The sequence below is a fragment of the Alkalicoccobacillus murimartini genome (assembly GCF_030813245.1).
In the GTDB taxonomy this organism is placed as follows: Bacteria; Bacillota; Bacilli; order Bacillales; family Bacillaceae_D; genus Alkalicoccobacillus; species Alkalicoccobacillus murimartini.
Window position 1 is genome coordinate 86,707 of the sequence record NZ_JAUSUA010000006.1, and the last position, 26,549, is coordinate 113,255.

Consider the following 26,549-nt stretch of genomic DNA (forward strand, 5'->3'; position numbering starts at 1 on the left):
GGATTTCTTCCAAGTACACTCTACTTAGTTGACATCAAATAAAATGGATGTTAACGTCTAAATACATGCAGACGCATGCATTTAATTTATGAGGAGATGGCAATGATGAAAGAACCAAATATGTTTGATTCGTTTACCTTAAAAGGTTTAGAGCTTAAAAACCGTATTATGATGTCGCCAATGTGCCAATACAGTGTGGATAAGAAAGATGGTATCGCGACGGATTGGCATTATATTCATTATGTAAGCCGTGCTATTGGTGGTGCTGGTCTAGTAATGGTTGAAATGACGGATGTTGAACCTGATGGACGCATATCTGATTATGATTTAGGGCTATGGTCTGAAGAACAAATTCCGGCATTAAAAAGAATTGTAGATGGGATTCACCAACATGGTGCGAAGGCAGCTATCCAAATTGCACATGCAGGTCGAAAAGCTGAAGATGCTAAAGTACCTGTTGCACCATCTGCTATTCCTTTTGATGAGAATTCAAAAACACCAAGAGAATTAACTACTGAGGAAGTTTATGAACTAGTAGAGAAATTTCGAAGATCTGTGAGATTTGCTGTGCAAGCAGGATTTGATGTGATTGAAATCCACGGAGCTCACGGTTATCTCATTCATCAATTCCATTCACCACTCACCAATCAGAGAACAGATGAATTTGGAAAAGATTTAACGAAGTTTGGTTCTGATGTTCTTAAAGCAGCCAAAGAAGAGATTCCTACTGACATGCCTCTCATTATGCGTATATCTGCAAAAGAATATGTAGATGGTGGCTATGATATTAATGGAGCAATTGAACTTGCTAAAGCTTATAAAGAAGCTGGGGCAGAGATCTTTGATATCTCATCTGGTGGGGAAGGTCAAATTGCAGCTTGGGGTAAACCAGGTACACACGCAGCATATCAAGTTCCACTCGCAAGAGAAATCAAAAAAGCTTTAAATGTACCGGTTATTGCGGTAGGTCGATTAGATGACCCGACGCTCGCTAATGCGGTGGTAGGAACAGAAGATGCAGATCTTGTAGCGGTAGGAAGAGGCATGCTTCGTAATCCTTACTGGGCTCTAGAAGCTGCTAAACAACTAAGAAAATCAACAGATGAAATGGTTCCTGTTCAATATAAATTAGGATTCTAGAAAGGAGAAATTATAGATGTCTTACATTAAGGATAAAGTGATTGTCGTAACGGGTGCTTCAGGCGGGATTGGGAAAGCAACAGCAGAACATCTTGCTAAGGAAGGTGCAAAAGTTGTTCTAGCTGCTCGTAATGAAAAAGAACTAAGTGGAATTGTTGAAGAGATTGAAGGCAATGGTGGAGTTGCTTCATTTAAAGCAACGGATATTTCCTCAAGAGACGAAGTAAGTGCGTTAATAGATTTCACAGTGGAGAAATACGGAAGAGTGGACACACTCATTAATAACGCAGGCTTGATGTTATTTTCAAAATGGGATAATGCTCACGTGGATGAGTGGGAAAAAATGATCGACTTAAATCTAAAGGGAGTTTTATACGGTATAGCTGCTGTTCTCCCACAAATGAAAAAGCAAGACAGTGGTCAAATTATTAATGTTGGCTCAGTTGCAGGGCACGCAGTAGGGGAAGGTCACGGCGTCTATAGCGCGACAAAATACGCAACAAGAGCCATTACAGAAAGCTTAAGAAAAGAAATATCCGTCAATCATAATATTCAAGCTGTGTACGTTTCACCAGGCGTAATCGCGACTAATTGGCAAGATAAAGTAACGGACAAAGATGTGAATTCCGTGTTAGGTAACCTAAATGAAGTAGCCATTGCACCTGAACATGTGGCTGAAACGATTGCTTTTGCAGTGAATAAGCCAAGTAATGTTATGATTAACGATATTTTTGTGACGCCAACAAAACAAGAATGGTAAGAATCGTAGCATAGGAAAAAGGTATGCTTCTAGTTTCATTGAACATGATAAGGGTATAAGTAACATTAAGAACATGCAGGCGCATGCATGCAAAATATTTGGAGGGAATTAAATGAATGTACTAGTTATTGGAGCAAACGGTCAAGTTGGAAAAGAAATTATTACTCAATTAAAGCAAACAGATCATCAAGCAACAGCTCTTGTACGAAAAAAAGAACAAGTAGAAGAATTGAAATCTCTAGGGGCTAATCGTGTTGTACTAGGTGACTTAGAAGAGGATTTCTCACATGCTTTTGAGAACATTGATACTGTTATTTTTGCTGCAGGTTCGGGTGGAGGTACTGGAGCAGATAAGACATTGCTCATTGATTTATGGGGAACTAAAAAGGCTGTCGATTACGCAAAATCATCCGGTGTCACACACTTTATTCAACTAAGTGCTGCGGACAGTTTAGATGTGGACGAGGAAAGCGAGAAAATGAAACCATATGCGGTTGCAAAGAATATGTCCGATTTCTACGTAGAAAAAAGCGACATACCATACACCATTGTGCGACCAGGGCCGATGAACAATGACAAAGCACTTGGAAAAATAGAGTTACACCCAACAAGAAAAGATCATTTTAATGATTATCTAATCACAAGACAGGATGTTGCTCAGGTACTTGTTCAAACAATAGGGAATGAGAAGCTTTTTGGTAAGAGTTTTTATATTAAGCAAGGTGAGCATTCGATTGATGAAGCATTAAAGACAGCGGTAGAAAAATAGTTTCATAATAAGCAGCCCCGTATCACTTATAGTGTTACGGGGCTGCTTATGTTATTCAGTTGCCAAAGTCTATGTTGCTCTAAAATTCTCTACAAAAGAAAGGATCTATGAGATTTTATAAGTACTGACGCTCTCCAGTTAGTGCAGCTGTCTCTATTGTATCTAGAAGTTGATGAAGCTTCACTGCATCCGCAAAAGTAGGTAGACTCGAAGTTCCTTCAGAAATATCCTTAGCAAACTTACTATGTGCTTGAGCCACATTAAGAATCATTCCTGTATCATGTTTAAGAGAAGCCGGTACCCAGTAGTAATGATCTGGGATGCTTAAATCCTGAAGTTCTTTATCAGTAGAATTTGCTCCTCGTAATTGATGGAATCCAAATTGAATAGAAGCAGGGGCATTGAGTGTGATCGTTCCCTCGTCTCCAAAAATCTCTAATGTTAAACCAGTTTGATGTTTAACACCTCCCTGAATATGAACACTAGCAGTTGCGCCATTGGTTAACTTACCTGTAATCATAATTTGATCATCGGTATCTTTTTTAATTGTTTTCTGAACATCTGTTAATTCGACCTCAGGGAATTGTTGCGCTGTAACTGCTGAAAGTTCTTTGAAATCTCCAACCATTTGAGTAAAAGCATCAAGATTATGTCCACCTACGATAGTCAACAGGTTGCCACCTATCTTTTTATCAAATAAGTAAGCAGAAGCCCCATCAGCCACTCCGCCCATAGCATCAATCGAGATCTTTAAGTTGGCTGACAAAACGTTTCCAACATAGCCATCAGCTAGTAAATCTTTTACATAATTAATAGTAGGAGACTGCCTCGACTGCAATCCAATGACATTGGGTACATTTCCTGATTCAACCCATTCCTGCATTTCTAAGGCTTCGTTAGTGTTTGAGCCCAGTGGCCATTCACAATAAATGGGCTTGGTTGCTGGAACAATTGCTTTTACTGCATCATAATGCTCTTTAACATTAATGCTAACGACTACCATATCAACATTTGTTTCTTGTGCTAATTGTTCGGCATTATCAAAAGCATATGGAGCTTTAAAAGCATCCGCACTTTTTACAGCACTTTTCATATTACTCGTACTAACAGCTTTGAGTTCAAGGTCATCTAGTTGTTCGATTGCAGGAATATGCGTTCCTTTGGCCCATCCGTTATTAATAGAACCACCTATAATGCCTACGCGTAATTTTTTATTCATTTTTCAAAAACTCCTTCTTATTTTGTTGTGGGAAACGAATGTACATTCTTTTGTACTGTGTACATTTTTATTGCCCTCTTTAATTTATGAACAATTCATTCTATCCTTTAAGAACGAAAACGTATGAAAGTAGGCGAAACAATTATGAACAGCACAATAGACTTGTTAAAGAATCACTCGTCATTTCGTTCTTTTGAAAAGAAACCAGTATCTAATGAACAAAGGGACACGATCTTCCAAGCTGCAAGCCATTCTTCTTCTTTTAGTCTTTTACAAACTGTTTCTATTATTCGAATTTCTGATCAGGCGCTTCGCAAAAAAGTAAACAATCTTTGTTTTAACCAACCATATATCGAAGAGGCAGGAGAATTTTGGATCTTTTGTGCAGACTTTAATCGCAATCATCAAATGGCTCCTAGTGTTGATTTGTCTTATATAGAATATCTATTAATCGGAACATTTGACGCTGGCATCATGGCTCAAAACGCACTAACCGCAGCTGAATCTTTAGGGTTAGGCGGAGTGTACATTGGTGCCGTTAGAGGGAATATACAAGAGCTATCGGACCTTCTAGAACTTCCCGAATACGTTATTCCATTGGTTGGCCTGTGTATCGGTCATCCTAAAGGGGAAAAGCCCGATTCTAAGCCTAAATTACCTCAAGAAATAGTGATGTCTGAAAATACGTATAAGCCATTAGACAAAGATTCTCTTGATATTTACGATCAACAAATGAAACACTACTATGAAAATAGGTCTTCTAGAGCACCGTTTACAGCACGAACAGTCAAAGGATGGTCCGATCATATACAAGATCATTTAGAGCGTAGCTCACTCACGTTTATGAAAGAGTATTTAAATAAACAAGGTTTTGCTAAGAAGTAAGAAGAATATCAATCTATATTTGATTTTGCTTCATTTATAGAAGGCGATATAGATGAGCTTAGTACAATAGAATGTACTAAGTTCTTTAATTTCTAACGTTTTTTGTGTACATACTTTCAGGATATGGCAGCTCTAAATTCCCTCGGAGTGTCGGTTGATCATCATAGTCTGTTCGAACAATTCCTTTATCCTGCAAGATAGGAACTACTAACTTAATAAAGTCCTCAAAACCTGATGGACCATTCTGTCTAATCAGCATGATATCCATAATGCCTTCTCGATACCAATGTTCAATTTGTTCTGCTACGTTCTCCGCAGAACCTATAAACTGAGGTCTAGGTAATCTGTGACCCATAGGCATGAATGATTCAATTTCTCTCAGTTTTTCTAATGCCTCTTTCTCAGTTTCTCCTACGATTGGATTTTGCGCAGGCATCATCAGGAAATCATCAGGAGAGCGTCCTTGATCTTGAACTCTTCTTTTTAGTTCAGCCGTATATCCCTTAAGGTACTCAAAATGATCTCCAGGTGCCATAATCCCTTCAGCATGTTTAGCCGCTATATCCATAAAGTCTGAAGATGTTCCTGCTTGGAAAATCACAGGTCTTCCTTGTCTTGAACGACTAACATTTAATGGACCATCCACTGAAAAGTATTTTCCTTTGTAATAGAGAGGATGCATCTTTCTTGGATCATAAAAGATGCCACTTTCTTTATCACGGATAAAGGCATCATCTTCATACGAATCCCAAAGTCCCTCTACAATTTCTAGAAACTCCTTTTTCATTGGATAAAGATCTGATTTGCTTAATTGAGAGCGACTATAATTGGCTAAACCTCCTGGATTAGATGTAATCGCGTTCCATCCAGCTCGTCCATTACTAATTTTGTCTAGCGAAGCAACTTGTCTAGCTACTGTAAAAGGATCAGCATACGAAGTCGCAATTGTTGCTATTAACCCAATAGATTTAGTCACCATACTTAAAGCCGACAAAATAGAGATGCCTTCAAACATACTAAGATAATGAGGGATCATCCCCGGCCCAATGTGGCTAACATCCGCTAAAAAGATCGCGTCAAATTTACCATGTTCTAGTTGTTTGGCTTTTTCTACATAATGATTGATGCTTTCACTCGCATTTGATGGCATCTCATGGTGTTTCCAACCCGTATGACTCCACCCAACTCCATCAATATTCCCAATGAGTTTTAGCTTTCTTTCTCGCATTATTGATTTCTCTCCTTCAAAACGATCATTAACCATAATCCCCTTAAATCAATCCAAATTGTTTAGCCAGTAATTTATGTCCATTCTTCCGACTTTCTTGATTAGGGTAAAAATCAGCAATAATAATTTCATCAACCAAACTGGCCTTCGCCATTTGGTGCAATTTTTCAGCAACTGTTTCAGCACTCCCGATAACAAATCTCGCTTTGTTATGTTCTCTAGCACTTGCTTCTGCAAGAGTATACGTGTGATTTTTAGCTTCTGTTGGAGTTGGAAACGAAAGAATTTTTTTCCCCGTACTCATCTGTGCCCACATTAATTCTGCTGGACCTGCGACAAATTCTGCCTCTTCTTCGGTTTCAGCTGTAATCACCATAATAGCCATCATACTTTTCGGTTCATTTAAATAAGAAGAAGGCTTAAATTCATTCTTGTAGGCTCGTAACATAGGAACAGCCAATTGTGGTGCAAGTTGAGCAGCAAATACAAAACCAAGTCCCTTTTGAAGTGCAAAGTGTAAACCACCTTCGCTAGACCCAAGCATGTACAGGTCTGGTACCATGGATTCGTCACCAGGAGGATTTATGTGACTAAAGGGATGTGTTTCTTTAAAGCTACGATTAAAAAATGAAAGAAGGTCATCCAGTTGCTCTGGAAAATCATTGGCTCCTAGCAGTTCTCTAGACCGCAACAATGCCAACATCGTTTGGGCATCGGTTCCAGAGGCTCTTCCGATTCCAAGATCAATGCGGCCAGGGTATAACCCTTCAAGCAAAGTGAAATTCTCCATGACTTTTAACGGACTATGGTTTGGAAGCATCACACCACCGGACCCTACGCGAATCTTTTTGGTATGTGCAGCAGCGTGCATACTTAACATATCTGGTGAGGTACTCATCAAGTTTGTTGTATTGTGATGTTCCGTAAACCAATACCTTGAGTAACCCAACTCTTCCGCAAGTTGCACCATTTCTGTCACATTTTTAAGACTTTTACTAGCAAGGTTATCTTTATATATGTGAACAAAATCTAGAATCGAAAGTTTTAGTTTGGAATTTTCGCTATCCATTCATCTCTAGCTCCTATCTGTGGTATACTTTTAGTTAGCTTGCTAACTAAAAGTCCGGAAAAATGTAGTTGATGATTTATTAATTTTTGGTGTGTTTCACCATCATAAGGGCATTATGTTTATCTGCAAAGAGGGCAAACTAAATGGACTTAGTACATTTTTATGTACTTAGGAAAGGAGCGTAAAGATGAAGGTTTGTAATGACGGTTTTGAGCGTGATTTTATTGAAGGTAAAACTGATATGTACGCCATTGCATTCACACAAAATGTGTTATCAGGCAGATAGAAATACTTTATCTTGTGGTACTTAAAAGGCGACACACGAAGATATTCAGATATTAAAGCATTTCTAGGAAACTTGTCACAAGGATCTCTCACAAAACAGCTTAAAGAACTAGAGAATGATGGTGTTATTAAGCGCGAAGTCTATCCAGTGGTTCCTCCAAAAGTAGAATACTCTTTAACTGAAAAGGGGATTAAATTGATGCCAGTCCTTGATGCGATGGAGATTTTCGGTAAAGAGTATGGTGAAAGCAATCAGGACTAATCGTATTAGAAATGGACGTAAACATAACTCCGCGATATAGTTAGTCCACTAATTAAATTGTTAAGTGGGGTCTTGATATGGTAAATGATGATATCAGAGTTCTTTTAGATAAAATCTCTTCACAGAACCGAAGAAACTATAATCAATTATTAACTAATTTAAACTTACATGTAGGCCAAGACAATCTATTATGTAAACTTTGGAATAAAGATGGTATGACTCAAGTTGAACTGTGTAATCAGTTAAATTGTGAAGCCCCAACTGTAACCAACATGGTAAAATCACTAGAAAAAAAAGGGTTAATTATTCGCCACAAAGATGTTCAAGACAAACGAATAACTAGAATCTATCTCACAGATGCTGGGAAAGAGATTGAGAAACCAGTTAGTGAGATATGGAAAAAACAGCAAGAGCGTTTATTAACAGAAATTACTCAAGACGAGAAATTGCTTTTTAGAAGACTGTTGAAACAAATGGAAAAGAACCTTTTTTAATTAGTTAGTCGAGTCTTGCCGTTATAAAGCTAGCAACTAATTAAATGATTAAAAGTAAGCAGAATGTTATTCTGCTTACTTTTTTTGTATTATATTTCGCTATTTCAAATAAGACATAGAAATGGAATATCTGGCTTCCGTACATTTCTTTTATCAGCCTGCATATCCTGGTATAATTAGGTAAAGTAAACATGAACGAATATATGGAAGCCAATCAACTTCTTGCTGAAATGATATAAAATTTGTGACAAATCTAATCCCCCAGATTTGTCCGTTATGTAAAAGGAGTATAGATCTATGAGCAGTCCAATTTAATAATCCCCTTTAACTACATCTGAATTTATTTCAATATCAGGGGGATATAAAAATGAAATGGAATAAAAATTTTTCTTTACTACTAACCGGTCAATCCATGGCTAACATTGGGGATGTCCTATATATAGTTAGTATAATTAGTGTGATTTTTGATTTAACAGGTTCTGCAACAGCTGCATCCTTTGTTCCATTTACAATAACTACATCCATGTTTGTTTCAAGTTTATTAACACCTCTGTTAATAGGCAAGGTCAATTTAAAGTGGTTATTGGCTTGTTCGCAAATTGCAAAAACGATCATTCTCGTTATTCTAGGATTTTCGTTCACTCATGTAACAAGCTCTAACTACTATATAATTTACTTAATTATAGGTTCAATTGCTTTCTTTGATGGGTGTGCAAATCCTATCATGAGAACATTGATTCCTCATTATGTAGATTCAGAACGATTAATCCATGCGAATGGTATCTCAGAAACAGTCATTCAAACAATCCAAACAATCATGTGGTTCTTTGGTAGTTTATTTCTAATTCTATTGAGCGCACAAGAAATCATCTGGATAGTTGGGTGTATCTTTACGGTATCGAGTATCATATTATGTTTTCTAGAAAATGTAAGGCACCAAACGCTTAATGCTAGGAGAAAACTAGAACAGATTCAAGAAGGATGGAAAACCTTATTAAACACCCCAGTTCTTAAAAAGATAGCGATAATAGATGTATTTGAAACCATGGCAGGAACAGTATGGATTGCAGCTATTTTGTTAGTGTTTGTAAATGATGCATTACACGCCGATGAGAAATGGTGGGGTTTTATTAATGGGTCATTCTTTTTAGGATTAATCATAGGAAGCATTTACTGCATAAAATATGCTTCCTTTATTGAGAAGAGATTAGGTACACTCATTCTTTTTAGTTCTGTTGCCAGTTTCATCATAACAATTTTGTTTAGTCTAAATAGTCTCCCGATCGTAGCTTTATTACTATCGCTTTGTGTAGGGCTTTTCGCACAATTAAAAGGAGTACCTCAACAAACAATTATCCAAACGAGTGTCTCAAAAGAACAATTGGCAACCGTGTATACTTCTTTAGGTGCCATTGGAACAGGGATCTTTGGTGTTGGATCGCTTCTAATGGGAATGGTAGCGGATCTGTTTGGAATTAGAGTTGTATTCCTTATTTCGGGGTTATTTCTATGTGTATCAAGTTTCATTGTTTATAGAAATAAGGATTTATTTGATGGGAGGGTTAAAGAAGAACTAAAAATCTAAAAGTGAATTATAGCCAACTCAGATAATTATAATGTTACGTATAAATTTTTAGCACCAATGCTGAAATAGCTTTGGTGCTTTTTTGTTGTATAATTAATTGGTAATTTGGAAAAAGGAAACAAACGTAATGATTGAGCTTAGAAGAGAAGGAGAGCATGTGTTATGAAAAAAAGGGTAGAAGAGTGCCAACTTAAAGATATAGAGTTACTCCAGAAGGTAAGCATTGAGACGTTTAATGATACATTTAAAGATCAAAATTCACCTGAGAATATGGAAGCTTATTTATTAAAAGCTTATAACCTGAACCAATTAGTAAAAGAATTAAAAAACGAGTCTTCCATGTTCTATTTTATATATGATGAAGCCAACATTGCTGGATATTTAAAAATAAATGTTAATGAAGCTCAATCAGAACAAATGAGTCATGATCGTCTTGAAGTGGAGCGTATCTATATAAGAAAAGAATTTCAAGGTAAAGGTCTCGGAAAATACTTGATTGAGAAAGCGATTATGACTGCTACTGATCTTAACAAAAAGAAGATTTGGTTAGGCGTATGGGAAGAGAATAAAAAAGCTATACGTTTTTATCATAAAATAGGCTTTTTACAAACAGGGACACACTCTTTTTACATGGGTGACGATGAACAAATTGATTTAATTATGATGAAAGTGTTGAATTGATTACACGGTTCTTGTACGGAGTATTTTTTGTAAGACACGAGTTATCGAGAGTAGGGGCGAACTAGAGTATATTACTTTAGTTCGCTTTTTAATTTAAAAAGGATCATCAATTGCGCATGTATTGTATTAATATAACGTGTGAAAAGCTGAAGCAACTTAAAGGGAATTTTGATTAATGAGAATTATTGGAAGGTGAAACCTGGCCTCTTATAGAAGTAAGTTAGATTCAAAACTTTCTAATTGGGAGGTTGAAATGAGTAACACTAAAAAATATGCATTATATAATGCATTTCCTAGTGGGGTATTAATCATTTTACTTGCTACTTTTTTTGCAGGAGGAGCCATAGGTGAAAATTATACGGATAGGACTTACCCGAATCCTCTAGTTCTTCTGGCGAAACCAATATGGTTTCTTTGTTATCTTTTTGCTAATGTTGAGAAGTTTTTCGGAGTGGGTATCGTTCTTATGTATTCACTTCCTATTTTATCTATTTTTGTTTTTTTGTATTTGAGCTAATGAGTAACATTCAATTTCAGTTGCTGGGGGTAAATGATGAACTTTAATAAACTTAACTATAAACGGCCAGATCTTGACGAATTTAAAACGACAGTAGAAGATCTCTTGGAACAATTTAAATCTGTAGATTGTTTCGAGAAACAATGTGAGTTGATTGATGAGATTAACTCTTTAAGAAATCATGTTTTGACAACGTTAACAATCGCTCAAATCAGACACCTTACAGATATGACAAACCCTGAATACATAGAAGAGCAAACGTTTAGTGATAAGAAGTGGCCGATTTATGAGATGGTTGTTTCGAAGTATTACAACACCTTAATAAAATCAAATCATAAGCATGGATTAGAAGAAAAATACGGAAGCCAGCTATTTGAAATGGCGCATGCCACGGTAAATACAGTGAACGATCGTGTACTTAATGAGTTAGAGGAAGAGAATAAACTGATTAGCAATTATTTAAAAGTCTTAGCAACAGCTAAAATTGAATGTATGGGTGAAGAAAAAAACATATCTCAACTAGAGGTCTTTTTGAATTCGCCCGATAGAGACATTAGAAAAGAAGCAAGCGAGAAAAAATATCAACTTATGGGAACAAAGGAATCTGAAATTGATGCTATTTTTAGTGACCTTATTAAAGTTCGGACAAAAACAGCTGAAAAACTTGGCTACCCTTCCTTTGTGGAACTAGGGTATGCAAGGCTTTCAAGAGTTAGTTATGGTCAAGAGGAAGTAAAGAAGTTTAGAGAGATGATAAAAGATTATGTTGTGCCTCTAGCAACACAACTAAGAGAGAATCAAAGAAAGAGAATAAAAGTAGATCGTTTAAAGCATTACGATGAGAGTTTAAGGTTTTTTGACGGAAATGCCACGCCAAAGGGGAACACGACTTGGATTATTGAGAAATGTAAACAGACATTTCATGAGTTATCCCCTGCAGCAGGAGAGTTATTTGATTTTATGGAAACAAATCACCTACTGAATCTAGGTACCAAAACAGGAAAAGCAAGGGGTGCTTTTTCCACGTATTTATGTGACTATAATACCCCATATATTTTTGCTAACTTAACGGGTACAGGAAATGATGTTAAAGTATTAAGTCACGAGTTCGGGCACGCCTTTCAGATGCATGTCTATCGTAATCAAAACAACCTTCCAGAATATATTCTCCCTACTAAAGAGGCCTGTGAAATTACGTCAATGGCGATGGAATATTTGATTTGGGAAAGGCTAGAAGATTTATTTGAGGAGGATGTAGAGAAATATAAGTATGCTCATTTGGAGGATGCTATCCTTTCACTTCCTTACAGAGCTTGTATAGATGAGTTTCAACATTTTGTTTATGCAAACCCAAATATGCCTTCTTCCGCTTTGAAAAATAAATGGAAAGAGCTTGAGTTCATGTATATGCCGGACAAGAACTACGATGATGATGAGTATTTAGAACGAGGGAACTTTTGGCAAATACAATCACACTTGTTTAAAGCCCCTTTCTATTACATTGATTATGCGCTAGCTCAAATCTGTGCATTACAAATATGGGCATTGTCTCAAAAAGATAAAGAGGAAGCGTGGCGAATGTATAACGAATTATGTACAAAAGGCGGAAGTTTATCTTTCTTAGAGCTGCTTGAAAGCTCTACTATCTTGTCTCCATTTGATGAGGGTGCTTTTAATAGGGTGATGGATTTACTAACTGCGTGGTTTAAGAATAGCAGCTTAAAATAGACAATTAGTTGGATATGTTTAAAAAAAACTAATACCCCGCATCACCTTTAGATGTGGCGCGGGGTATTAGTTTTCAAAATTGAGTCTAGGAACTGTTCAACAGCGAACGGATTTAGATTATTTAGCTAGTAAGACCAGGGGCTTTAGAGCTTTGGTTTTTTTTCGCTTTTATTCTAGCTAGAACCTTTATTGAGAAAGGAATTCTCAATATAATCTTTTGCCCATGTACACCAATCTAAATACATTTTTGAATAACGAATACCGTATTCGATCGTTAACATTGTACCCAAGTCATTTTCTTCTTGATTAATATAATGTTCTCTCCAACTATTTGTCATTTCTAGTACTTTGTTTTCTCTTTCTATGACATCATCAATTAATTTAATCATATCTTGAACCGTTAAAACATTGAATGCGGCGGTTTTAATTAGGAACTCATCTTTAATCTTTGCTGGTTTTAATGGCTGCTCTATAGCCCATTGAACTAAATCTTTTCTACCTTGATCTGTAAGAGAATATATTTTTTTGTTCGGTGAAGTATGTTGAATGACCAACTCATGATGAATTAATCCTTTTGTCTCCATTTTGTGCAATTCAGTATAAATTTGACTGTGAGTAGAGTTCCAAAAATACACCATTTGTTCTTTGAATATTCTAACCACATCATAACCAGTTGCGGGTTTTTTAGAGATGATACCTAATAAGGCATATTGTAAGCTCATAAAAAAATCAATCCCTTAACATTTGTCTATATATCGAAATTATATCACATAAACTTGACTCCAATGATTGATTCTGATTACTATGTATATAGTTTAATATGTCTAAAATGACATATAGAAGAGAGGGGTTTGTTTATGTACGACTTTTTATATCAGGTTCATGTGGGGACATGGGTAATTTTACTTGTGTTTGTTGTATTAAATATGTTTTATAGGTCATTTATTCTGAAGTTGCTTTTCCGCCTTTGTTCCGTTTTTATGTTGGGGTCAGGAGTTGGATTAGCTTTTTATTTGTCTTTCCCTATTATATTTATAGTTAAATTAGTCTTAGCTTTACTTTTAATAGGTCTAACAGAGATAATCCTGAAAAAGGATAATCCGAGAGAGGAATCTTATCTACTACTCTTGATTAGCGGACTATTTCTTCTCCTTATCCTAATTGGATTTGGGATAATTAGGTTTTAATGATGAAAAAGTTATTCAACAAAAGAACATTAATTATTGTATGCCTAGTTATAATGTTAAGCTTATTATCTTTTTATATATGGACACAGGTAACGTACGAAGCTATAAATAGTTCGGAAATTAAAATTGAAGAAGCACATCAAGTAGACGATGGATGGCTTTTATATTCTGCGGAAGAAGCAGAAAAAGGGTTAATACTTTATCCTGGTGCAAAAGTTGAATCTAATGCGTATGAGTATTTAGCACAAGAATTATCAAAACAGAATATTGCGGTTGCTATACCATCAGTGACGTTAAACCTACCAATTTTGGATAGATCAAAAGCAAACAGAATGATTGAAAGCAATCAGGTAATTCAATGGTATGTCGGTGGGCATTCAATGGGAGGCGCAGCTGCAGCCATGTTTGCAGATCAACAGTTAGACAAAGTTAACGGTCTGGTTTTACTTGGATCATATGCAGCGAGCAATGACTATTTATTCAATTCTAGTTTACCTGTCTTGTCTATTAGTGGCTCAGAGGATGGATTGAGTACTCCGAATAAAATTAAAGAGAACAGTATAAATTTACCTCAAACAACTGATTTTGTAGAAATCAAGGGCGGTAATCATGCTTTTTTTGGTGATTATGGAAGCCAATCTGGTGACAACGCTGCTCTCATAACAGTGAGCGAACAACAAGCTATTATCATAGATACAATTGTTAATTGGATAGAAAGTGTAGAAACAGGTGGGGAACATGAGTAAATTCAGAGGTTATACATTTTTTACTATGATTGTTGTGCTATTTGTTCTCTTACAAGGCTCTATTGTAACTAAAACTGGTTCGGGGCAAGGGTGTGGAACGACGTGGCCGCTTTGTTTTGGGGAGCTAATTCCCTATAACCCCACGTTAGAGACCATAATAGAATACACTCATCGCTTAATTTCTAGCTTTGCGGGCATGTTGGTACTCATTCTATCCTTTTGGGCATGGCACAAGCTTTCTTATATTAAAGAAATAAAGTTCTTTGCGCTTTTAGCTTCTTTAGCCATTATTATTCAGGGCTTAATGGGAGCGGGGCAAGTTGTATTCGGACAACCTCCATTAATAATGGCTTTACATTTTGGGTTTTCCGCTGTTTCTCTTGCGGCAGTCTTTACAATTTTTCTTTTTACGTTTGAAAATCAGGTTAAGCCTTTTAAAGTAAACGTAGGCACACATTTTCAACGTTTTATTGTGGCAATAGCATTATACTCGTACGCTGTTATTTATACGGGTGCATTTGTAAAACATATGGGGGCTGCAACAGCTTGTTCAGGCTTCCCACTCTGTGACGGTAAATTTGTTTTATTTAGCGAAGGAAACGTTGTTTTTGCTCAAATGTTTCATCGGATTTCGGGCATGTTTTTATCCGTTTTAGTCGTGTTATTATTTATTTGGATTCTAGTGAGATACAGGGAGCAACGCTTATTAGCATGGATAGGTACAGCAAGTATTTTGTTAGTGATCATACAACTCTTAAGCGGGGTAGGCATGGTTTTAACTAATAATCAGAACCTAACGATAGGTGTTGTACATGCTTTAACTATATCTATACTCTTTTCTATCTATACATACACTATTGTCATATCAAGAAGAATATAAAAACTAACAAGCTATGTACTGATTTATTTTTATTTAAACTTAGAGTCTTAGCTTTTCTCTGCGCTGAGAAAATATGATCTATCTTGTTTAGAATGTCCCTTGCTTTTTTCTTTCTAGTAGAATCATCAAACTGCTGTTAGCTGAAATTAATTTGTAAAATGTAAAGGGATTGTACTTGCTCTGTGCAATCTAGTAAATAGCGGGTAGTGAGCAAAAAAATGAAGAGGAGTGAAATCGTGTGAAGAAACGGTTTATCTTTGTTCTCCTACTTACCGTTAGTATGGTTGGATATGTAGGTTGGTCCCAAAACAGTCAGTCTACGTTAGGGAAGATGGAGGGGACACTTCTAAAGTCAACTAATGATGTGAATCTCATCATTAGTGACCAAGGTGCGATTGATATGAATAACCAAACAGGAGACGAAAACCTATTCAACGACTTAAAAAGTGGAGATTTAATTCAGATCACACACGATGAGATTGCAGAAAGTTATCCTGCACAAACTTCGATCTATAGTTGTGAGCTAATAGAAAGTGGTAGTACAGAGGATATACCACAGGATACACTAGATAGCCTACAAGAGATGGGATGGACGTTTGACCTGCGATAATCCCTAATTGTTACTTCACCTCTGTCCTCACAATTCTGCTTGGTTTCTTATAATTATCGAATCTAATGATATACATTGTTTTTGAGGACGTTATGAGAAATTCATTAGGATTATCTCCAAACGAATGAATTGAATACTGTCCTTTTTGGAGTCCCAGATGATTTAGAATTAGCTTGTGTGTCTTGTCATCCCTATCTATTCCTTTCTTAAAATCAACTAAAGCAATGATTAGAAGAATAAGTGAGAGAATTAAACCACTTTTCATCATTATTTATACACCTCATTCACGTTTCCTGTATGGGAAACTCGATCACAAAAGTGATCAGATTTTCATTAAGATCTGCATAAATTCGTCCATGATGAAGATCTACGATTTTCTTTGCGATGGCTAGCCCTAAACCAGTTCCTTCATTATTTGTTCTAGCCTTTTCACCTACAAAAAAGCGATCGAACAGTTTATTCATTTGTAACGATGCATCTTTCTCAATTTCATTTGAGATGGAGAAAATGGCTAGTTCACCATTTTTCTTAAGGTCTATTTTTATTTTTGAGGGCTTTACGCTATATTTTAAACTGTTCACAAAAAGGTTTTCATATACTCTTACGATTTTTTCGACATCCATAGATACTGGCATATTATAATCATCAATATTTTTTAGTATGTGCATTTTTTCTTGCTCAAATATAGGAGTATGTTCTCCTACTACTTGTTCCACTAGATCAACCATATTCATGACATTCTTATTTAATTTAATGTATGGATTGGATAATCGTGAATACTCAAATAACTCCTCAATTAATATTTTTAGGCGGTTTGATTTTTGATTGATTATGTATAAATATTCTTTATATTGTTCGTGATTTTGATATTTATTTTTTATCAACAAATCTACATAACCGATAACTGATGTAAGGGGAGAGCGTAAATCATGAGACACATTTGATATTAATTCATTTCTCTCTACTTCTAATTTACGTTCATTCTGGAATTTTAACTCTAATTCTGTAGACATATTATTTATGTTTCTTGCAAGAGTTGTTAATTCATCATTACCCTTTAAGTTAATAAGCTGACCTAACTTTCCGTTAGCAATTTGATGAACATTTTCGGAGATTTCCCTTAGATATCTTATTTTTTTTCTTATGAAAAAAACAAAAGATACAATAAATGTTGATAAAGTTAATAAGAAGCCGAGAGCCGTTAACAGCATGGCAGGGGTAATGTTTAAATTAGTAATATTGTTAAGCTCGAACAGATATGCAACCAAACGAAAAAAAAGTAACAACGTGATAAAAGAGATAACAGAACTGATAGCAACGACACCTAGCAACTTGACGACAAGCTTATTTCTAAATTTATTGCTCCTCATATCTTATAACCAACTCCCCAAATCGTTTTAATATAAATGGGATGCTTAGGGTCCTGTTCAATTTTATTTCGAATATTTGTGATGTGCACCATCACCGTGTTATCGGACCTAGAAAAATCCTCTTGCCAGACTGTCTCATAAATTTTTTGGATGCTAAGAACAATTCCTTTATTACGAGCGAGCAATGCTAAAATATCAAATTGCTTAGGTGTAAGTCGAACTTCATTCTTCTCTACAAAAACCTGGTGTGTATCCAGATGTATTTCTAGTTCTCCAATCTCAATAAGCTCATTCTTAACACGAGTATTATGATCGTTGTATTTGTTCATTCGTCTTAATTGAGATTTGACTCTGGCCATCAATTCAAGAGGATTAAAGGGTTTGGTTAAATAATCATCTGCCCCAGAGGTAAGCCCTTGAATTTTATCCATATCTTCTGACTTTGCTGAAAGCATTATAATAGGCATATTTCGTTCTTCTCTAATCTTTATACATGCTTCGATGCCATCCATTTCAGGCATCATAATATCTAAAATAACCAAATCAAAGTCATGGTATTCTAATAGCTGTAAAGCAACAACTGCATTTTCGGCTTTTACTGTGTCCATTCCTTCATTTACTAAGTAAACCTCAATTAAGTTTCTGATATCTACATCATCATCAATGATAAGAATTTTCGGTGGCATAAGAATCTCCTGTTAATCATTTTATTTCTTACAAGTTAGTATATAAGCTGGAGGTACATTCCTGTATTCTTTTTCAACGTTAATTGTAGAGAAAAATTGTTCCATAAAAGAAATCTTACATTTAGTATACTGAAATGTAATGAAGACCCCATTTTGGTCTAAAATTTTAAGCGTATTTGTTAATATCCTTTCAGACATTTCAGTAGGTAAACTAGCAAATGGGAGTCCGGAAACGATAAAGTCTACAGAGGTAATCTTAAGATCGCATAAATGTTTTTCAATGTTTTCGGCTGAATCATTTATGATAAAAAGATTTTCTTCATGCTCAAAATTCGCTTTAAGTAGCTTAAAGAATTCTTTATTATATTCGATTAGTATAATGATTGTATCTTTGTTTCTTTTTTTAAGTATTTCTTTAGTAAAAGCACCCGTCCCAGATCCATATTCAATGATGCAAGTTGCGGCCTTAAAGTTTACTTTGTCTAACATTTTATGGCTAAGATATTTGGAACTAGGAAGAACGGCGCCAACTGTTCTAGGGTTGGTCATATATTGTGTTAAAAATTTTATGTTTTTCAAGTGATCTTGCACCTCATTTATTTAATATGAGCACAAGTGTATAAAACAAAACTTAATATTTAGTTGTAAAAAACCTTAACAATTCTTAAGATCTATAAAAATATGAGGATGTGATCACTGTGGATAAAATTGAGGGCAAAAAGGAACTTAAAATACTACCTTTTGATAAGAAACTGGGTGATATTGAGGAACTTACATACGTGCTCAATAGAGCCTATAAACAACTTGCTGAAATGGGGCTGAAATATGTTGCTTCTCACCAAGACAGTTCAATCACTTTAGAAAGAATAGAGCATGCGCACTGTCTCGTTGCAATGGAGGGAGAAAAAATAGTTGGCACTATTTCTTTTTATCCTCCAGGTAGTAAAATGGCATGCGATTGGTATAGAAAAGAAGGGATTGGGGTGATTGGACAATTTGGTGTCCTACCAGAGTTACAAGGAGCTGGTTTAGGGACACAATTGTTGGATGAGGTTGAATTATACGCTCATAAACAAATAGATGTGAATGAAGTGTCTCTTGATACAGCTGAGAAAGCAGATCATCTAATCACCATGTACGCCAAAAGAGGGTATAAATTTGTTGAGTATGTGGATTGGGATATGACAAATTACCGTAGTGTCATAATGAGTAAATCAATTAAATAATAAATATTAAAAAGGGGCTGGGATTAAAGCGAATAGTATAAAATGTGCTGAGTAGCACCGGTACATGAGAATTATACGCTTTCCGGGGCTCGGCCTCAACGTGCTCCGTGGCACGCCACGTGCGGGTCCCAAAGGGAGTTTTCGGATTATCCTTCCGCTAATGTTCATATAAAAAAACGACAAACGCTCCTGTTAAGGAATGTTTGTCGTTTTGGTCTGCTTATCTGCTTTTGTCCTAGTCTTTAAGTAGTATCTATTCTCTCTTAAAGCTCTTCACCATTAGTTGTGATCACATTTTGGTACCAGAAAAATGATTTTTTCTTCTTACGTTCAAGTGTTCCAGACCCATCGTCTTGTTTATCTACATAGATAAAGCCGTAACGCTTGGACATTTCGCCTGTTGAAGCACTGACTAAATCAATACAACCCCATGGCGTATAACCCATTAATTCGACACCATCAGCAATGGCTTCGCCCATTGCATCGATATGGCTGCGAAGATAATCGATACGATATTCATCAATGATTGACCCATCGTCCTCGATCTTATCATAGGCACCCAATCCATTTTCAACAACAAATAGCGGCTTTTGATAACGGTCATACAACTGGTTAAGTGCGATACGAAGTCCAGTCGGATCAATTTCCCAGCCCCAGTCACTTGCTTTTAAGAACGGGTTTTTCACGCCACCAATTAGGTTACCTTGTCCAATTTCCTCAGGTGTTTTATCTTTTTTCTCTGTGCGGGACATATAGTAACTTAGTGAAATGAAATCAACAGTTCCTTCTTTGATGACGTCTAAGTCACCTTCTTTGATATCAAGAGAGATGTTATTCTCTTTGAAGTAACGATCTGAGAATGCCGGATATGCTCCTCTTACTTGTACATCTCCACAATAATTATTGAAAATACGCTGCTCTTGTAATGAATGCATGACATTTTGAGGATCGCAATCAGTTGAGTAAGTTGGTGCATATACAAGCATACATCCAATTTGACTTTCAGGGATGATCTTATGTGCTGCTTTTACGGCAAGAGCACTTGCTACAAACTGATGGTGCAGACCTTGGAAACTATCTTGTAACTTCGTTTCCTCTGTCTCAGGTGAGAATCCAAGTCCTAGAAGTGGAATATGTGTTGCACCGTTAATTTCGTTAAATGTTAACCAGTATTTCACTTTGTTTTGGTAGCGTTCAAACAATGTTGTTGCATAGCGTTCAAAGAAACCAATCAACTCACGATTTCTCCACCCTCCGTATTCCGTAATTAAATGAAGTGGCGTCTCATAGTGAGAAATCGTCACAACTGGTTCAATATTATATTTCTTCAATTCATCAAAGACACGATCATAGAATGCTAAACCTTCTTCATTTGGCTCTGATTCTGTGCCCTTAGGAAAGATTCGGCTCCATGCTATACTCATTCGATACGTTTTAAATCCCATTTCAGCAAAGAGAGCAATATCTTCTTTATAACGATGGTAAAAATCAATACCCTCATGGTTCGGATATACATATTTCTCATGATCAATTTTAAAATCAAAACCTGGTTTTCCAATTACATCTAGTCGCACTTTTCCACCAGGCATAACATCTGCAAGGTTCATGCCTTTTCCGCCTTCAAGGTACGCACCTTCTAATTGGTTAGCGGCTGTTGCACCGCCCCATAAAAAGTCTTTAGGGAACTTATAATTAGCCATCATTTTTGCCTCCATATAAATCATGTAATATGTTCAGTTCGAGAATGTAACACAACAACGTCCATATATATAATGTACCCTTTTAAAAATAAAAAAACTGGTCTCATTTAGACCAGTTTAAGAATCGTATGTGTACTCATTCACCCAATGAACAAGAACATCAAATAATCGAAGTAAGGTATGACTACTTACAGCACTATTTTCAGTTTTTCCACATTGGATAATCTCATCGAATACTTCATGGTGTTGTGGCTCATCCGAAAATGTGATCAGTAATCGCTTTCCCTTTGTTGTTCGAATCTTTTCAATTAGGGGCAAACCCTCTGCTAAGAGATAGCCTTGTATAGAAATCGTAATGATTAGATCTTCCTCTGTCAGGACATCTAGAGTGTCCATTTGTTTAAAAAGGTTTGTGTCACATTCGCAAAATTTCCCCAAGAGTAGTAGTTTTTTTTGTAGCTCTAACGTTTGAACTTGATATTTCTCAAAGCTCAATATAACAATTCTCTTAGATGAATTTATATGGTGAACAATACGCTCAATTTGTTCGGTTGGGATTGTATCGATCATGTCAACATTTTCCTGTAACTGATCTTTAAAACTGATTGGATCCAAATATCTATTTATTTTTTCAGAGGATTCTCTAGTCTTATTGGATAAGATCACGCTGTTTCGTAGGTTAGAAAAATTCTTAAAGCCAATTCTTTTACAGAATCGGTTGATAGTTGAAGGAGCTACACTACACGTTTCAGCAACGGCTTCCAATGAAAACGTCTCTAACCTATCTATATTTTCTAAGAAGCTCCTTGCGATAGAGTAGTTAATATCTTTTTCAAGAGAATTATTTATATAAGCTAACAGTGTATACGTTAATTGCTCCAAGTTACCCACCTCGGATTAATTGTATAGGAAAGTGCAAATGACTACAATTTTTAAAGGAGGTTGTTCACACTCTTATATCCACTCGTGTCCATGTTCGCGAATGAATTCTAGATCCTTTTTATAATGGATAAGATGTCCTTCGTCGATCATTTTCTGAAAAGCTGCATCACCTTCACTCGCTTTTTTTATCATGTATGTGCATAAACATTCTATCCTAAGCAATACCATCTCTAAAAAATCTTTATCCAAGTCTTTCATTCCATAGGCTTCAAAAAACAATGTTATTCTCTCTTTTCTAATCGTAGAGTCACTAGACTGTTCATAATAGACAATCTCACCTTTTTCCGTATATGACAGTCTACTTAACGGGACACATGTATAGAGAGTATAAGCGATATCCCATAGTCTTGGACCAGGAGCAGCTACATCAAAATCAATAATACCTACGGGATGTTGTTTATTAAAAATGATGTTGTACATGGCAAAGTCATTATGACAGACAACTTCTTTTTCCCCAGGCGTACCCTCCATTGGTTTCCATTCATTTAATAGGGGGAAGTCACTGACTGAATCATGATAATGCCTAAGCATCTTTGCTATTTCCTTTAATGATTCGTTAGACCACATATACTCTTTCAATGGATAATTTCCTGCTTCTCCTTCAATAAAGGTTACTATTTCTCTGTTGTTTTCATCAATACCTATGAATTTTGGTGCGTAATCAAAACCTTTTCTCTCTAAATGCTTTAATAACAAATGGACTCTTTTGCTATCAGTCTTTAAATCACGTCGAACAGTTTCTCCTGACCGGTATACGTTTGACATATTACCACCATCTAGCCATTCTTCTTTTCCATCGTGACTTGTCATATGAAAACCTCCATGAGGGGACATACACTACCATTCGACTATATTTAACTATTTCTCATGATATAATATTCTAAAAAATATGATGCGGAGGAACATGGTTTGTTATTAGCACCTGTCACCAGTATAGCTGGTTTGGTTTTTGTAGTGGGCATAATTATAGGCATAATTTTTATCTTTAAAAGGATTCAAAAAAGAAAAATATAAGGAAAAAAATATACGAGTAATCAGGAGACATACATGAATTTAGACATAGATATGGTCTTACTAATCATTACAATTGGTTTCCTGGCTGCGTTTATTGATGCTGTAGTTGGTGGTGGAGGATTAATAACCATCCCAGCCTTGCTCTTTGCAGGTCTAAATCCTACTGCAGCCGTCGCAACAAATAAACTAGCTGGAACAATGGGTTCGTTAACAAGTACATTTATGTTCTATCGATCGGGTCATTTAGAATTAAAATCCGTTCTGAAGTTCTTTCCACTATCTCTCATAGGTTCATTGCTTGGTGCTTGGACAGTTTATATCATTGATCCCGCCTTGTTTAAACCAGTCATGCTCTTTATGTTAATTGTGGTAGCTATTTATACAATCGTAAAAAAAGACTGGGGTAAAGGTGTTTCTACTTTTAAAGAATTAACTAAAAAAAGATGGATCCTATTTGCAGTTACTCTCACTACAATTGGTTTCTATGATGGTTTTTTGGGGCCTGGAACGGGATCATTTTTTATGTTTGCCTTTCTTTTTATTGGTTATAACTTCTTGCAGGCTGCTGGTAATGCGAAGTTCTTAAACTTCGGTAGTAATATCTCTGCATTAATTCTCTTCATGATTTTAGGGCAAGTCAATTATACGATCGGGTTATTAATGGGTGTGTCTGGGATAGCGGGATCGATTGTGGGAGCCCATTTTGCGATCAGATATGGCAGTGGTTTCGTACGTATTCTATTCATTGTGGTCACTTCAGTATTAATTATTAAGAATGTCTATGATTATGTTATCGAATTAATGGCTTAAAATGAATTGACTAGTATCAAAGCTTTCTGAGCTTTGGTACTTTTTTAAGTTGATGCAGGCTACTTGTTTCAGGAAATACTTTTACCCTTTTTGCTAAACTTTTTTGAGTAATAGACTGCAAGTAAATTAAATTCTATATGCAAGAATAGCGCAAAAACGATGGATAGTGAGTCATTCGCAATCATCCCAAGTAGAATTCCTCCTAGAAAGGCGAACAGCATAAATTTCACGCTAGTCCGATTAAGGCTATAATATTGTAAGTGGGCTATTGCGAATAAAAAGGCAGACAGTAGGATCGGTAGCGTAACGGGTGTGTGAAATAATTCTAAAACAGAGTATGTAGGAAGTGAGTTATTAAGAATTGGTATCATCATCCCTCTGAAAATAACTTCTTCAAAAATAGGGTACATTATGACAAAGTTTAAGATGTTCTTTTTTCCAATCGGATGATATCCTGAGTGTCGAGAAGTGAACATAAACGTTATCGCCGTAATAAGAATTAATGGAATGATTGGTTCATAGTGAATAGGTAAGCGAAAGACGAAATTATCTACATAAAAGAACGCAATGATCGTTATCAATGTTCCCCATATATAAATCATCGCATGTTCTATTTTTTGGTACAAAGCTCTTCCGATCAACATGCGAAAAGTTAAATCAACTATTTTATATGAAAATGTTAATAAGATAACAAGGAGTAAAGAAATAAAAATACTCATATTCAGTTTTCACCCTATCTACTATTCAAGAGTAAGCAAAATCCTAATAATTGTATGTTAACATAAATTTTATGTACTAAGGGAGTTCTGGATTTGTATACAAAAGAGGGAGACCAGTTAGAAACACGGCGTCTAAATCATTTAGACCTGTCTGCAATAAGAGAGCTTATGTTAGACGTTATTTCGCGTCTACCTTCTCAGGAGTTATTTGCGATGGATGACGAACGTTATTTCCTAGATATTCTAAATGGTACTGGTGAAGTATACGGGGTTTTTAGAAAAGAAGAGTTAGTTGCATTTTCTGTATTGGCATTTCCTGGTGTGAGTGAAAGTAATCTTGGTATTGAATTTGGAATACCTGAGAGAGAAAGGTCCCTAGTTGCAGCATTGGATTCCACCGTAGTCCATGAATCAGTACGTGGTCTTGGTTTACAACGATACTTTCATGAGCTGAGAGAAACGCGGGCGAAGGAAAGTGGGTGTCTGTATCTCTACTCAACGGTTCACCCTCAGAACCATGCTAGTATAAAAAATCTAGAAGCAGCAGGTTTTACTCTTCAATTTACGCGACCGATGTATGGAGGAAAAGATCGACATTGTTATATGAAACGATTAAGTAGGTAAAAAGAGATATAGTACAAGCACCAAGGCTTACAAAGCCTTGGTGCTTGTTTTTATCTAATCATGATCGAAACTTTAATGAGGTATCGTTCATAGCCTCTAACCGTTAATTCATCCAATAAAATGTCTTCATAAAAATACCCTATTACATCCATGTCCTGTTTTTTAGCGTATCTGACTAATCGTTCGTGCGTATCTTCAATCCTTGAATAGCCGCTTGTATGATAGGCGATGAGGTATGTACCCTCTTGTTTTATATAGTTATAGGTTGTTTTTTCTCTATCCACTCTACTAAATAAATAATCATAATAAAAACCAACTTTATTCTTTATTCTTGTAGAATCAAACATCCAACCAGCTGATAAATAGGCCGTAATGTTTTGTTCATTTAAAGCATTCTTATGATCAAGGATTGATTGATAAATTTCATTGTCTTCAATAGAAGGATGGGCTTTTGTTAACAGTAGATATTCACTTGTTTGGTGTTCTTCTTTTATTTCAGAAGTGTCTACTTTTATCGCATGTTTCGTATTGTTTTTCATATCTGATAGGACCTTTTTCATCAATTGAAGTTGTTTAATCTTATTGTCTAGGTACGTTTCTTGTTCTTGCAGAAGGTCAATGAGCTCTTCCGGTGACCTGTTCACAATATACTCTTTTATTTCTTTTAAGGGCATATCTAATTCTTTAAGGGCCAGAATGATATTAAATACATCTAATTGATTGATTAGGTAATACCTATACCCGTTATCCTGTTTAATTTCAGGTGAGAACAGTCCCATCTTATCATAATGCAAAAGAGTGTCTTTGCTTACATTCATGATCTTAGCGAACTGCCCTGTCGTTAAATGATGTTGTAAATCCAAGAATAATCCTCCTTGACTATGGTGTAACACTATACTTTATTGTAACCAAATAGAGGAGTAATAACTACATCTCATGAATGGACTGGGGTTGATATAAGTGAAGAGTTAAAAGACCAGGGTAAATAATCTTATATGTGGACGTGTGAGAACAATAAAAACATTGGAAATGGATTACGTAAAGTATTCTGTAGCAATGCCTCTATTAGTATAACGAAGGAGTTTTAAGATGACTGCATATTTCGCTCTTTTTACAGCAATCATTATCGCTACAATTGGCGATATTTTTATGAAGAAATCAGAAGGGTTTCGCATTAAGAAGTATGGGATTGTTACCATTGCTTTGTATGTACCGACCTTCTATTTGTTATCGATTGTCATGATCGATCTACCGGTTGGAATTACGTATGCAACATGGAGTGGCATTGGAATGGTATTAACAGCGATGATCGGTGTGTTCTTATTTAAAGAGCATATGAACATAAAAATAATAACGGCTCTTGGTGTCATTTTAGTTGGAGTATTAATTATAAATTTGAACTAGAGACTAGGT

The 26,549-nt window shown here is 35.9% G+C and carries 30 protein-coding genes and 1 pseudogene; 18 read left to right on the forward strand and 13 right to left on the reverse strand.

The features are described 5' to 3' along the window. The first annotated feature begins 105 nt into the window (after window positions 1–105). From J2S05_RS16935 to J2S05_RS16945, 3 genes are all read left to right on the forward strand, one after another. On the forward strand, window positions 106–1,140 hold the full coding sequence (locus J2S05_RS16935) for an NADH:flavin oxidoreductase/NADH oxidase (RefSeq protein WP_306984874.1): 1,035 nt from the start codon (window positions 106–108) through the stop codon (window positions 1,138–1,140). A 16-nt stretch (window positions 1,141–1,156) separates the two neighbouring features. After that, window positions 1,157–1,900: an SDR family oxidoreductase gene (locus tag J2S05_RS16940; RefSeq protein ID WP_306984876.1), complete on the forward strand. Its 744-nt coding sequence runs from the start codon at window positions 1,157–1,159 to the stop codon at window positions 1,898–1,900. Between the two features lie 112 nt (window positions 1,901–2,012). Continuing rightward, complete coding sequence (locus J2S05_RS16945; RefSeq protein ID WP_306984878.1) at window positions 2,013–2,669, forward strand: SDR family oxidoreductase; 657 nt, start codon at window positions 2,013–2,015, stop codon at window positions 2,667–2,669. Window positions 2,670–2,784: 115 nt separating this feature from the next. Here the strand turns inward: J2S05_RS16945 and J2S05_RS16950 are convergent, their stop codons facing one another. Then, window positions 2,785–3,888 carry a Gfo/Idh/MocA family protein gene (locus J2S05_RS16950; protein ID WP_306984879.1) on the reverse strand — a complete coding sequence of 368 codons (1,104 nt, stop codon included), beginning with the start codon at window positions 3,886–3,888 and terminating at the stop codon, window positions 2,785–2,787. 144 nt (window positions 3,889–4,032) lie between these two features. Between J2S05_RS16950 and nfsA the strand changes: the two genes are divergently transcribed. After that, on the forward strand, window positions 4,033–4,773 hold the full coding sequence (nfsA, locus tag J2S05_RS16955; protein ID WP_306984881.1) for an oxygen-insensitive NADPH nitroreductase: 741 nt from the start codon (window positions 4,033–4,035) through the stop codon (window positions 4,771–4,773). Window positions 4,774–4,858: 85 nt separating this feature from the next. On the opposite strand, the gene J2S05_RS16960 is transcribed toward nfsA, so the two are convergent. After that, a complete protein-coding gene (locus tag J2S05_RS16960) occupies window positions 4,859–6,001 on the reverse strand; it encodes an NtaA/DmoA family FMN-dependent monooxygenase (RefSeq protein ID WP_306984882.1) in 1,143 nt (380 codons plus the stop codon). 43 nt (window positions 6,002–6,044) lie between these two features. Then, window positions 6,045–7,070, reverse strand: a complete 1,026-nt coding sequence (locus tag J2S05_RS16965; protein ID WP_306984884.1) for an LLM class flavin-dependent oxidoreductase — start codon at window positions 7,068–7,070, stop codon at window positions 6,045–6,047. A 187-nt stretch (window positions 7,071–7,257) separates the two neighbouring features. Here J2S05_RS16965 and J2S05_RS16970 point away from each other — a divergent pair. The 6 genes and pseudogenes from J2S05_RS16970 (at window position 7,258) to J2S05_RS16995 (ending at window position 12,622) form a co-directional block, all read left to right on the forward strand. Next, window positions 7,258–7,617 (forward strand): annotated as a pseudogene (locus tag J2S05_RS16970) (winged helix-turn-helix transcriptional regulator). A gap of 77 nt (window positions 7,618–7,694) precedes the next feature. Further along, a complete protein-coding gene (locus tag J2S05_RS16975; RefSeq protein WP_306984886.1) occupies window positions 7,695–8,111 on the forward strand; it encodes a MarR family winged helix-turn-helix transcriptional regulator in 417 nt (138 codons plus the stop codon). Window positions 8,112–8,478: 367 nt separating this feature from the next. Then, window positions 8,479–9,696, forward strand: coding sequence for an MFS transporter (locus J2S05_RS16980; protein WP_306984889.1), 1,218 nt, complete (start codon window positions 8,479–8,481; stop codon window positions 9,694–9,696). Between the two features lie 162 nt (window positions 9,697–9,858). Continuing rightward, window positions 9,859–10,377 carry a GNAT family N-acetyltransferase gene (locus J2S05_RS16985; protein WP_306984891.1) on the forward strand — a complete coding sequence of 173 codons (519 nt, stop codon included), beginning with the start codon at window positions 9,859–9,861 and terminating at the stop codon, window positions 10,375–10,377. Window positions 10,378–10,630: 253 nt separating this feature from the next. Further along, window positions 10,631–10,894 carry a hypothetical protein gene (locus J2S05_RS16990; RefSeq protein ID WP_306984893.1) on the forward strand — a complete coding sequence of 88 codons (264 nt, stop codon included), beginning with the start codon at window positions 10,631–10,633 and terminating at the stop codon, window positions 10,892–10,894. Window positions 10,895–10,930: 36 nt separating this feature from the next. Further along, window positions 10,931–12,622, forward strand: coding sequence for a M3 family oligoendopeptidase (locus J2S05_RS16995; RefSeq protein ID WP_306984895.1), 1,692 nt, complete (start codon window positions 10,931–10,933; stop codon window positions 12,620–12,622). 173 nt (window positions 12,623–12,795) lie between these two features. Here the strand turns inward: J2S05_RS16995 and J2S05_RS17000 are convergent, their stop codons facing one another. Next, entirely contained in the window at window positions 12,796–13,344 is a 549-nt protein-coding gene (locus J2S05_RS17000) for a PadR family transcriptional regulator (protein WP_306984897.1), read from the reverse strand. Window positions 13,345–13,479: 135 nt separating this feature from the next. Here J2S05_RS17000 and J2S05_RS20490 point away from each other — a divergent pair, with 135 nt between their 5' ends. The 4 genes from J2S05_RS20490 to J2S05_RS17015 all read left to right on the forward strand — a co-directional run bounded on the left by J2S05_RS20490 (window position 13,480) and on the right by J2S05_RS17015 (window position 16,045). Further along, window positions 13,480–13,809: a DUF1516 family protein gene (locus J2S05_RS20490; protein ID WP_370873656.1), complete on the forward strand. Its 330-nt coding sequence runs from the start codon at window positions 13,480–13,482 to the stop codon at window positions 13,807–13,809. After that, window positions 13,809–14,555: an alpha/beta family hydrolase gene (locus J2S05_RS17005; protein ID WP_306984898.1), complete on the forward strand. Its 747-nt coding sequence runs from the start codon at window positions 13,809–13,811 to the stop codon at window positions 14,553–14,555. The genes J2S05_RS20490 and J2S05_RS17005 overlap by 1 nt, the downstream gene beginning before the upstream one ends. Beyond that, window positions 14,548–15,435, forward strand: a complete 888-nt coding sequence (locus tag J2S05_RS17010) for a COX15/CtaA family protein (RefSeq protein WP_306984900.1) — start codon at window positions 14,548–14,550, stop codon at window positions 15,433–15,435. The genes J2S05_RS17005 and J2S05_RS17010 overlap by 8 nt, the downstream gene beginning before the upstream one ends. Window positions 15,436–15,673: 238 nt before the next feature. Further along, window positions 15,674–16,045, forward strand: coding sequence for a DUF3221 domain-containing protein (locus tag J2S05_RS17015; protein WP_306984901.1), 372 nt, complete (start codon window positions 15,674–15,676; stop codon window positions 16,043–16,045). A 10-nt stretch (window positions 16,046–16,055) separates the two neighbouring features. Here the strand turns inward: J2S05_RS17015 and J2S05_RS17020 are convergent, their stop codons facing one another. The 4 genes from J2S05_RS17020 to J2S05_RS17035 are packed head-to-tail and all read right to left on the reverse strand — an operon-like array spanning window position 16,056 to window position 18,680. Beyond that, entirely contained in the window at window positions 16,056–16,313 is a 258-nt protein-coding gene (locus J2S05_RS17020; RefSeq protein ID WP_306984903.1) for a hypothetical protein, read from the reverse strand. 16 nt (window positions 16,314–16,329) lie between these two features. Continuing rightward, complete coding sequence (locus J2S05_RS17025) at window positions 16,330–17,415, reverse strand: sensor histidine kinase (protein ID WP_306984904.1); 1,086 nt, start codon at window positions 17,413–17,415, stop codon at window positions 16,330–16,332. Further along, window positions 17,412–18,101, reverse strand: a complete 690-nt coding sequence (locus tag J2S05_RS17030) for a response regulator transcription factor (protein ID WP_306984906.1) — start codon at window positions 18,099–18,101, stop codon at window positions 17,412–17,414. Before J2S05_RS17030 ends, J2S05_RS17025 begins: the two co-directional genes overlap by 4 nt. 21 nt (window positions 18,102–18,122) lie before the next feature. Continuing rightward, complete coding sequence (locus J2S05_RS17035) at window positions 18,123–18,680, reverse strand: class I SAM-dependent methyltransferase (protein WP_306984908.1); 558 nt, start codon at window positions 18,678–18,680, stop codon at window positions 18,123–18,125. A 119-nt stretch (window positions 18,681–18,799) separates the two neighbouring features. Between J2S05_RS17035 and J2S05_RS17040 the strand changes: the two genes are divergently transcribed. Next, complete coding sequence (locus tag J2S05_RS17040; protein WP_306984909.1) at window positions 18,800–19,327, forward strand: GNAT family N-acetyltransferase; 528 nt, start codon at window positions 18,800–18,802, stop codon at window positions 19,325–19,327. 263 nt (window positions 19,328–19,590) lie between these two features. On the opposite strand, the gene J2S05_RS17045 is transcribed toward J2S05_RS17040, so the two are convergent. From J2S05_RS17045 to J2S05_RS17055, 3 genes are all read right to left on the reverse strand, one after another. Continuing rightward, window positions 19,591–21,027, reverse strand: coding sequence for a glycoside hydrolase family 1 protein (locus tag J2S05_RS17045; protein ID WP_306984911.1), 1,437 nt, complete (start codon window positions 21,025–21,027; stop codon window positions 19,591–19,593). Between the two features lie 117 nt (window positions 21,028–21,144). After that, window positions 21,145–21,909: a MurR/RpiR family transcriptional regulator gene (locus tag J2S05_RS17050; protein ID WP_306984913.1), complete on the reverse strand. Its 765-nt coding sequence runs from the start codon at window positions 21,907–21,909 to the stop codon at window positions 21,145–21,147. 72 nt (window positions 21,910–21,981) lie between these two features. Beyond that, window positions 21,982–22,779 carry a phosphotransferase gene (locus J2S05_RS17055; RefSeq protein ID WP_306984915.1) on the reverse strand — a complete coding sequence of 266 codons (798 nt, stop codon included), beginning with the start codon at window positions 22,777–22,779 and terminating at the stop codon, window positions 21,982–21,984. 237 nt (window positions 22,780–23,016) lie between these two features. On the opposite strand from J2S05_RS17055, the gene J2S05_RS17060 reads away from it, so the two are divergent. Then, entirely contained in the window at window positions 23,017–23,793 is a 777-nt protein-coding gene (locus J2S05_RS17060) for a TSUP family transporter (RefSeq protein ID WP_306984917.1), read from the forward strand. 68 nt (window positions 23,794–23,861) lie between these two features. Here J2S05_RS17060 and J2S05_RS17065 read toward each other — a convergent pair whose 3' ends face one another. Then, on the reverse strand, window positions 23,862–24,512 hold the full coding sequence (locus J2S05_RS17065; protein WP_306984919.1) for a CPBP family intramembrane glutamic endopeptidase: 651 nt from the start codon (window positions 24,510–24,512) through the stop codon (window positions 23,862–23,864). A 93-nt stretch (window positions 24,513–24,605) separates the two neighbouring features. Here J2S05_RS17065 and J2S05_RS17070 point away from each other — a divergent pair, with 93 nt between their 5' ends. Beyond that, on the forward strand, window positions 24,606–25,136 hold the full coding sequence (locus J2S05_RS17070) for a GNAT family N-acetyltransferase (protein ID WP_306984921.1): 531 nt from the start codon (window positions 24,606–24,608) through the stop codon (window positions 25,134–25,136). A gap of 50 nt (window positions 25,137–25,186) precedes the next feature. Here the strand turns inward: J2S05_RS17070 and J2S05_RS17075 are convergent, their stop codons facing one another. Next, on the reverse strand, window positions 25,187–25,999 hold the full coding sequence (locus J2S05_RS17075) for a MerR family transcriptional regulator (protein ID WP_306984922.1): 813 nt from the start codon (window positions 25,997–25,999) through the stop codon (window positions 25,187–25,189). Window positions 26,000–26,225: 226 nt separating this feature from the next. On the opposite strand from J2S05_RS17075, the gene J2S05_RS17080 reads away from it, so the two are divergent. Continuing rightward, window positions 26,226–26,540, forward strand: coding sequence for a DMT family transporter (locus J2S05_RS17080; protein WP_306984924.1), 315 nt, complete (start codon window positions 26,226–26,228; stop codon window positions 26,538–26,540). Window positions 26,541–26,549 lie beyond the last annotated feature (9 nt).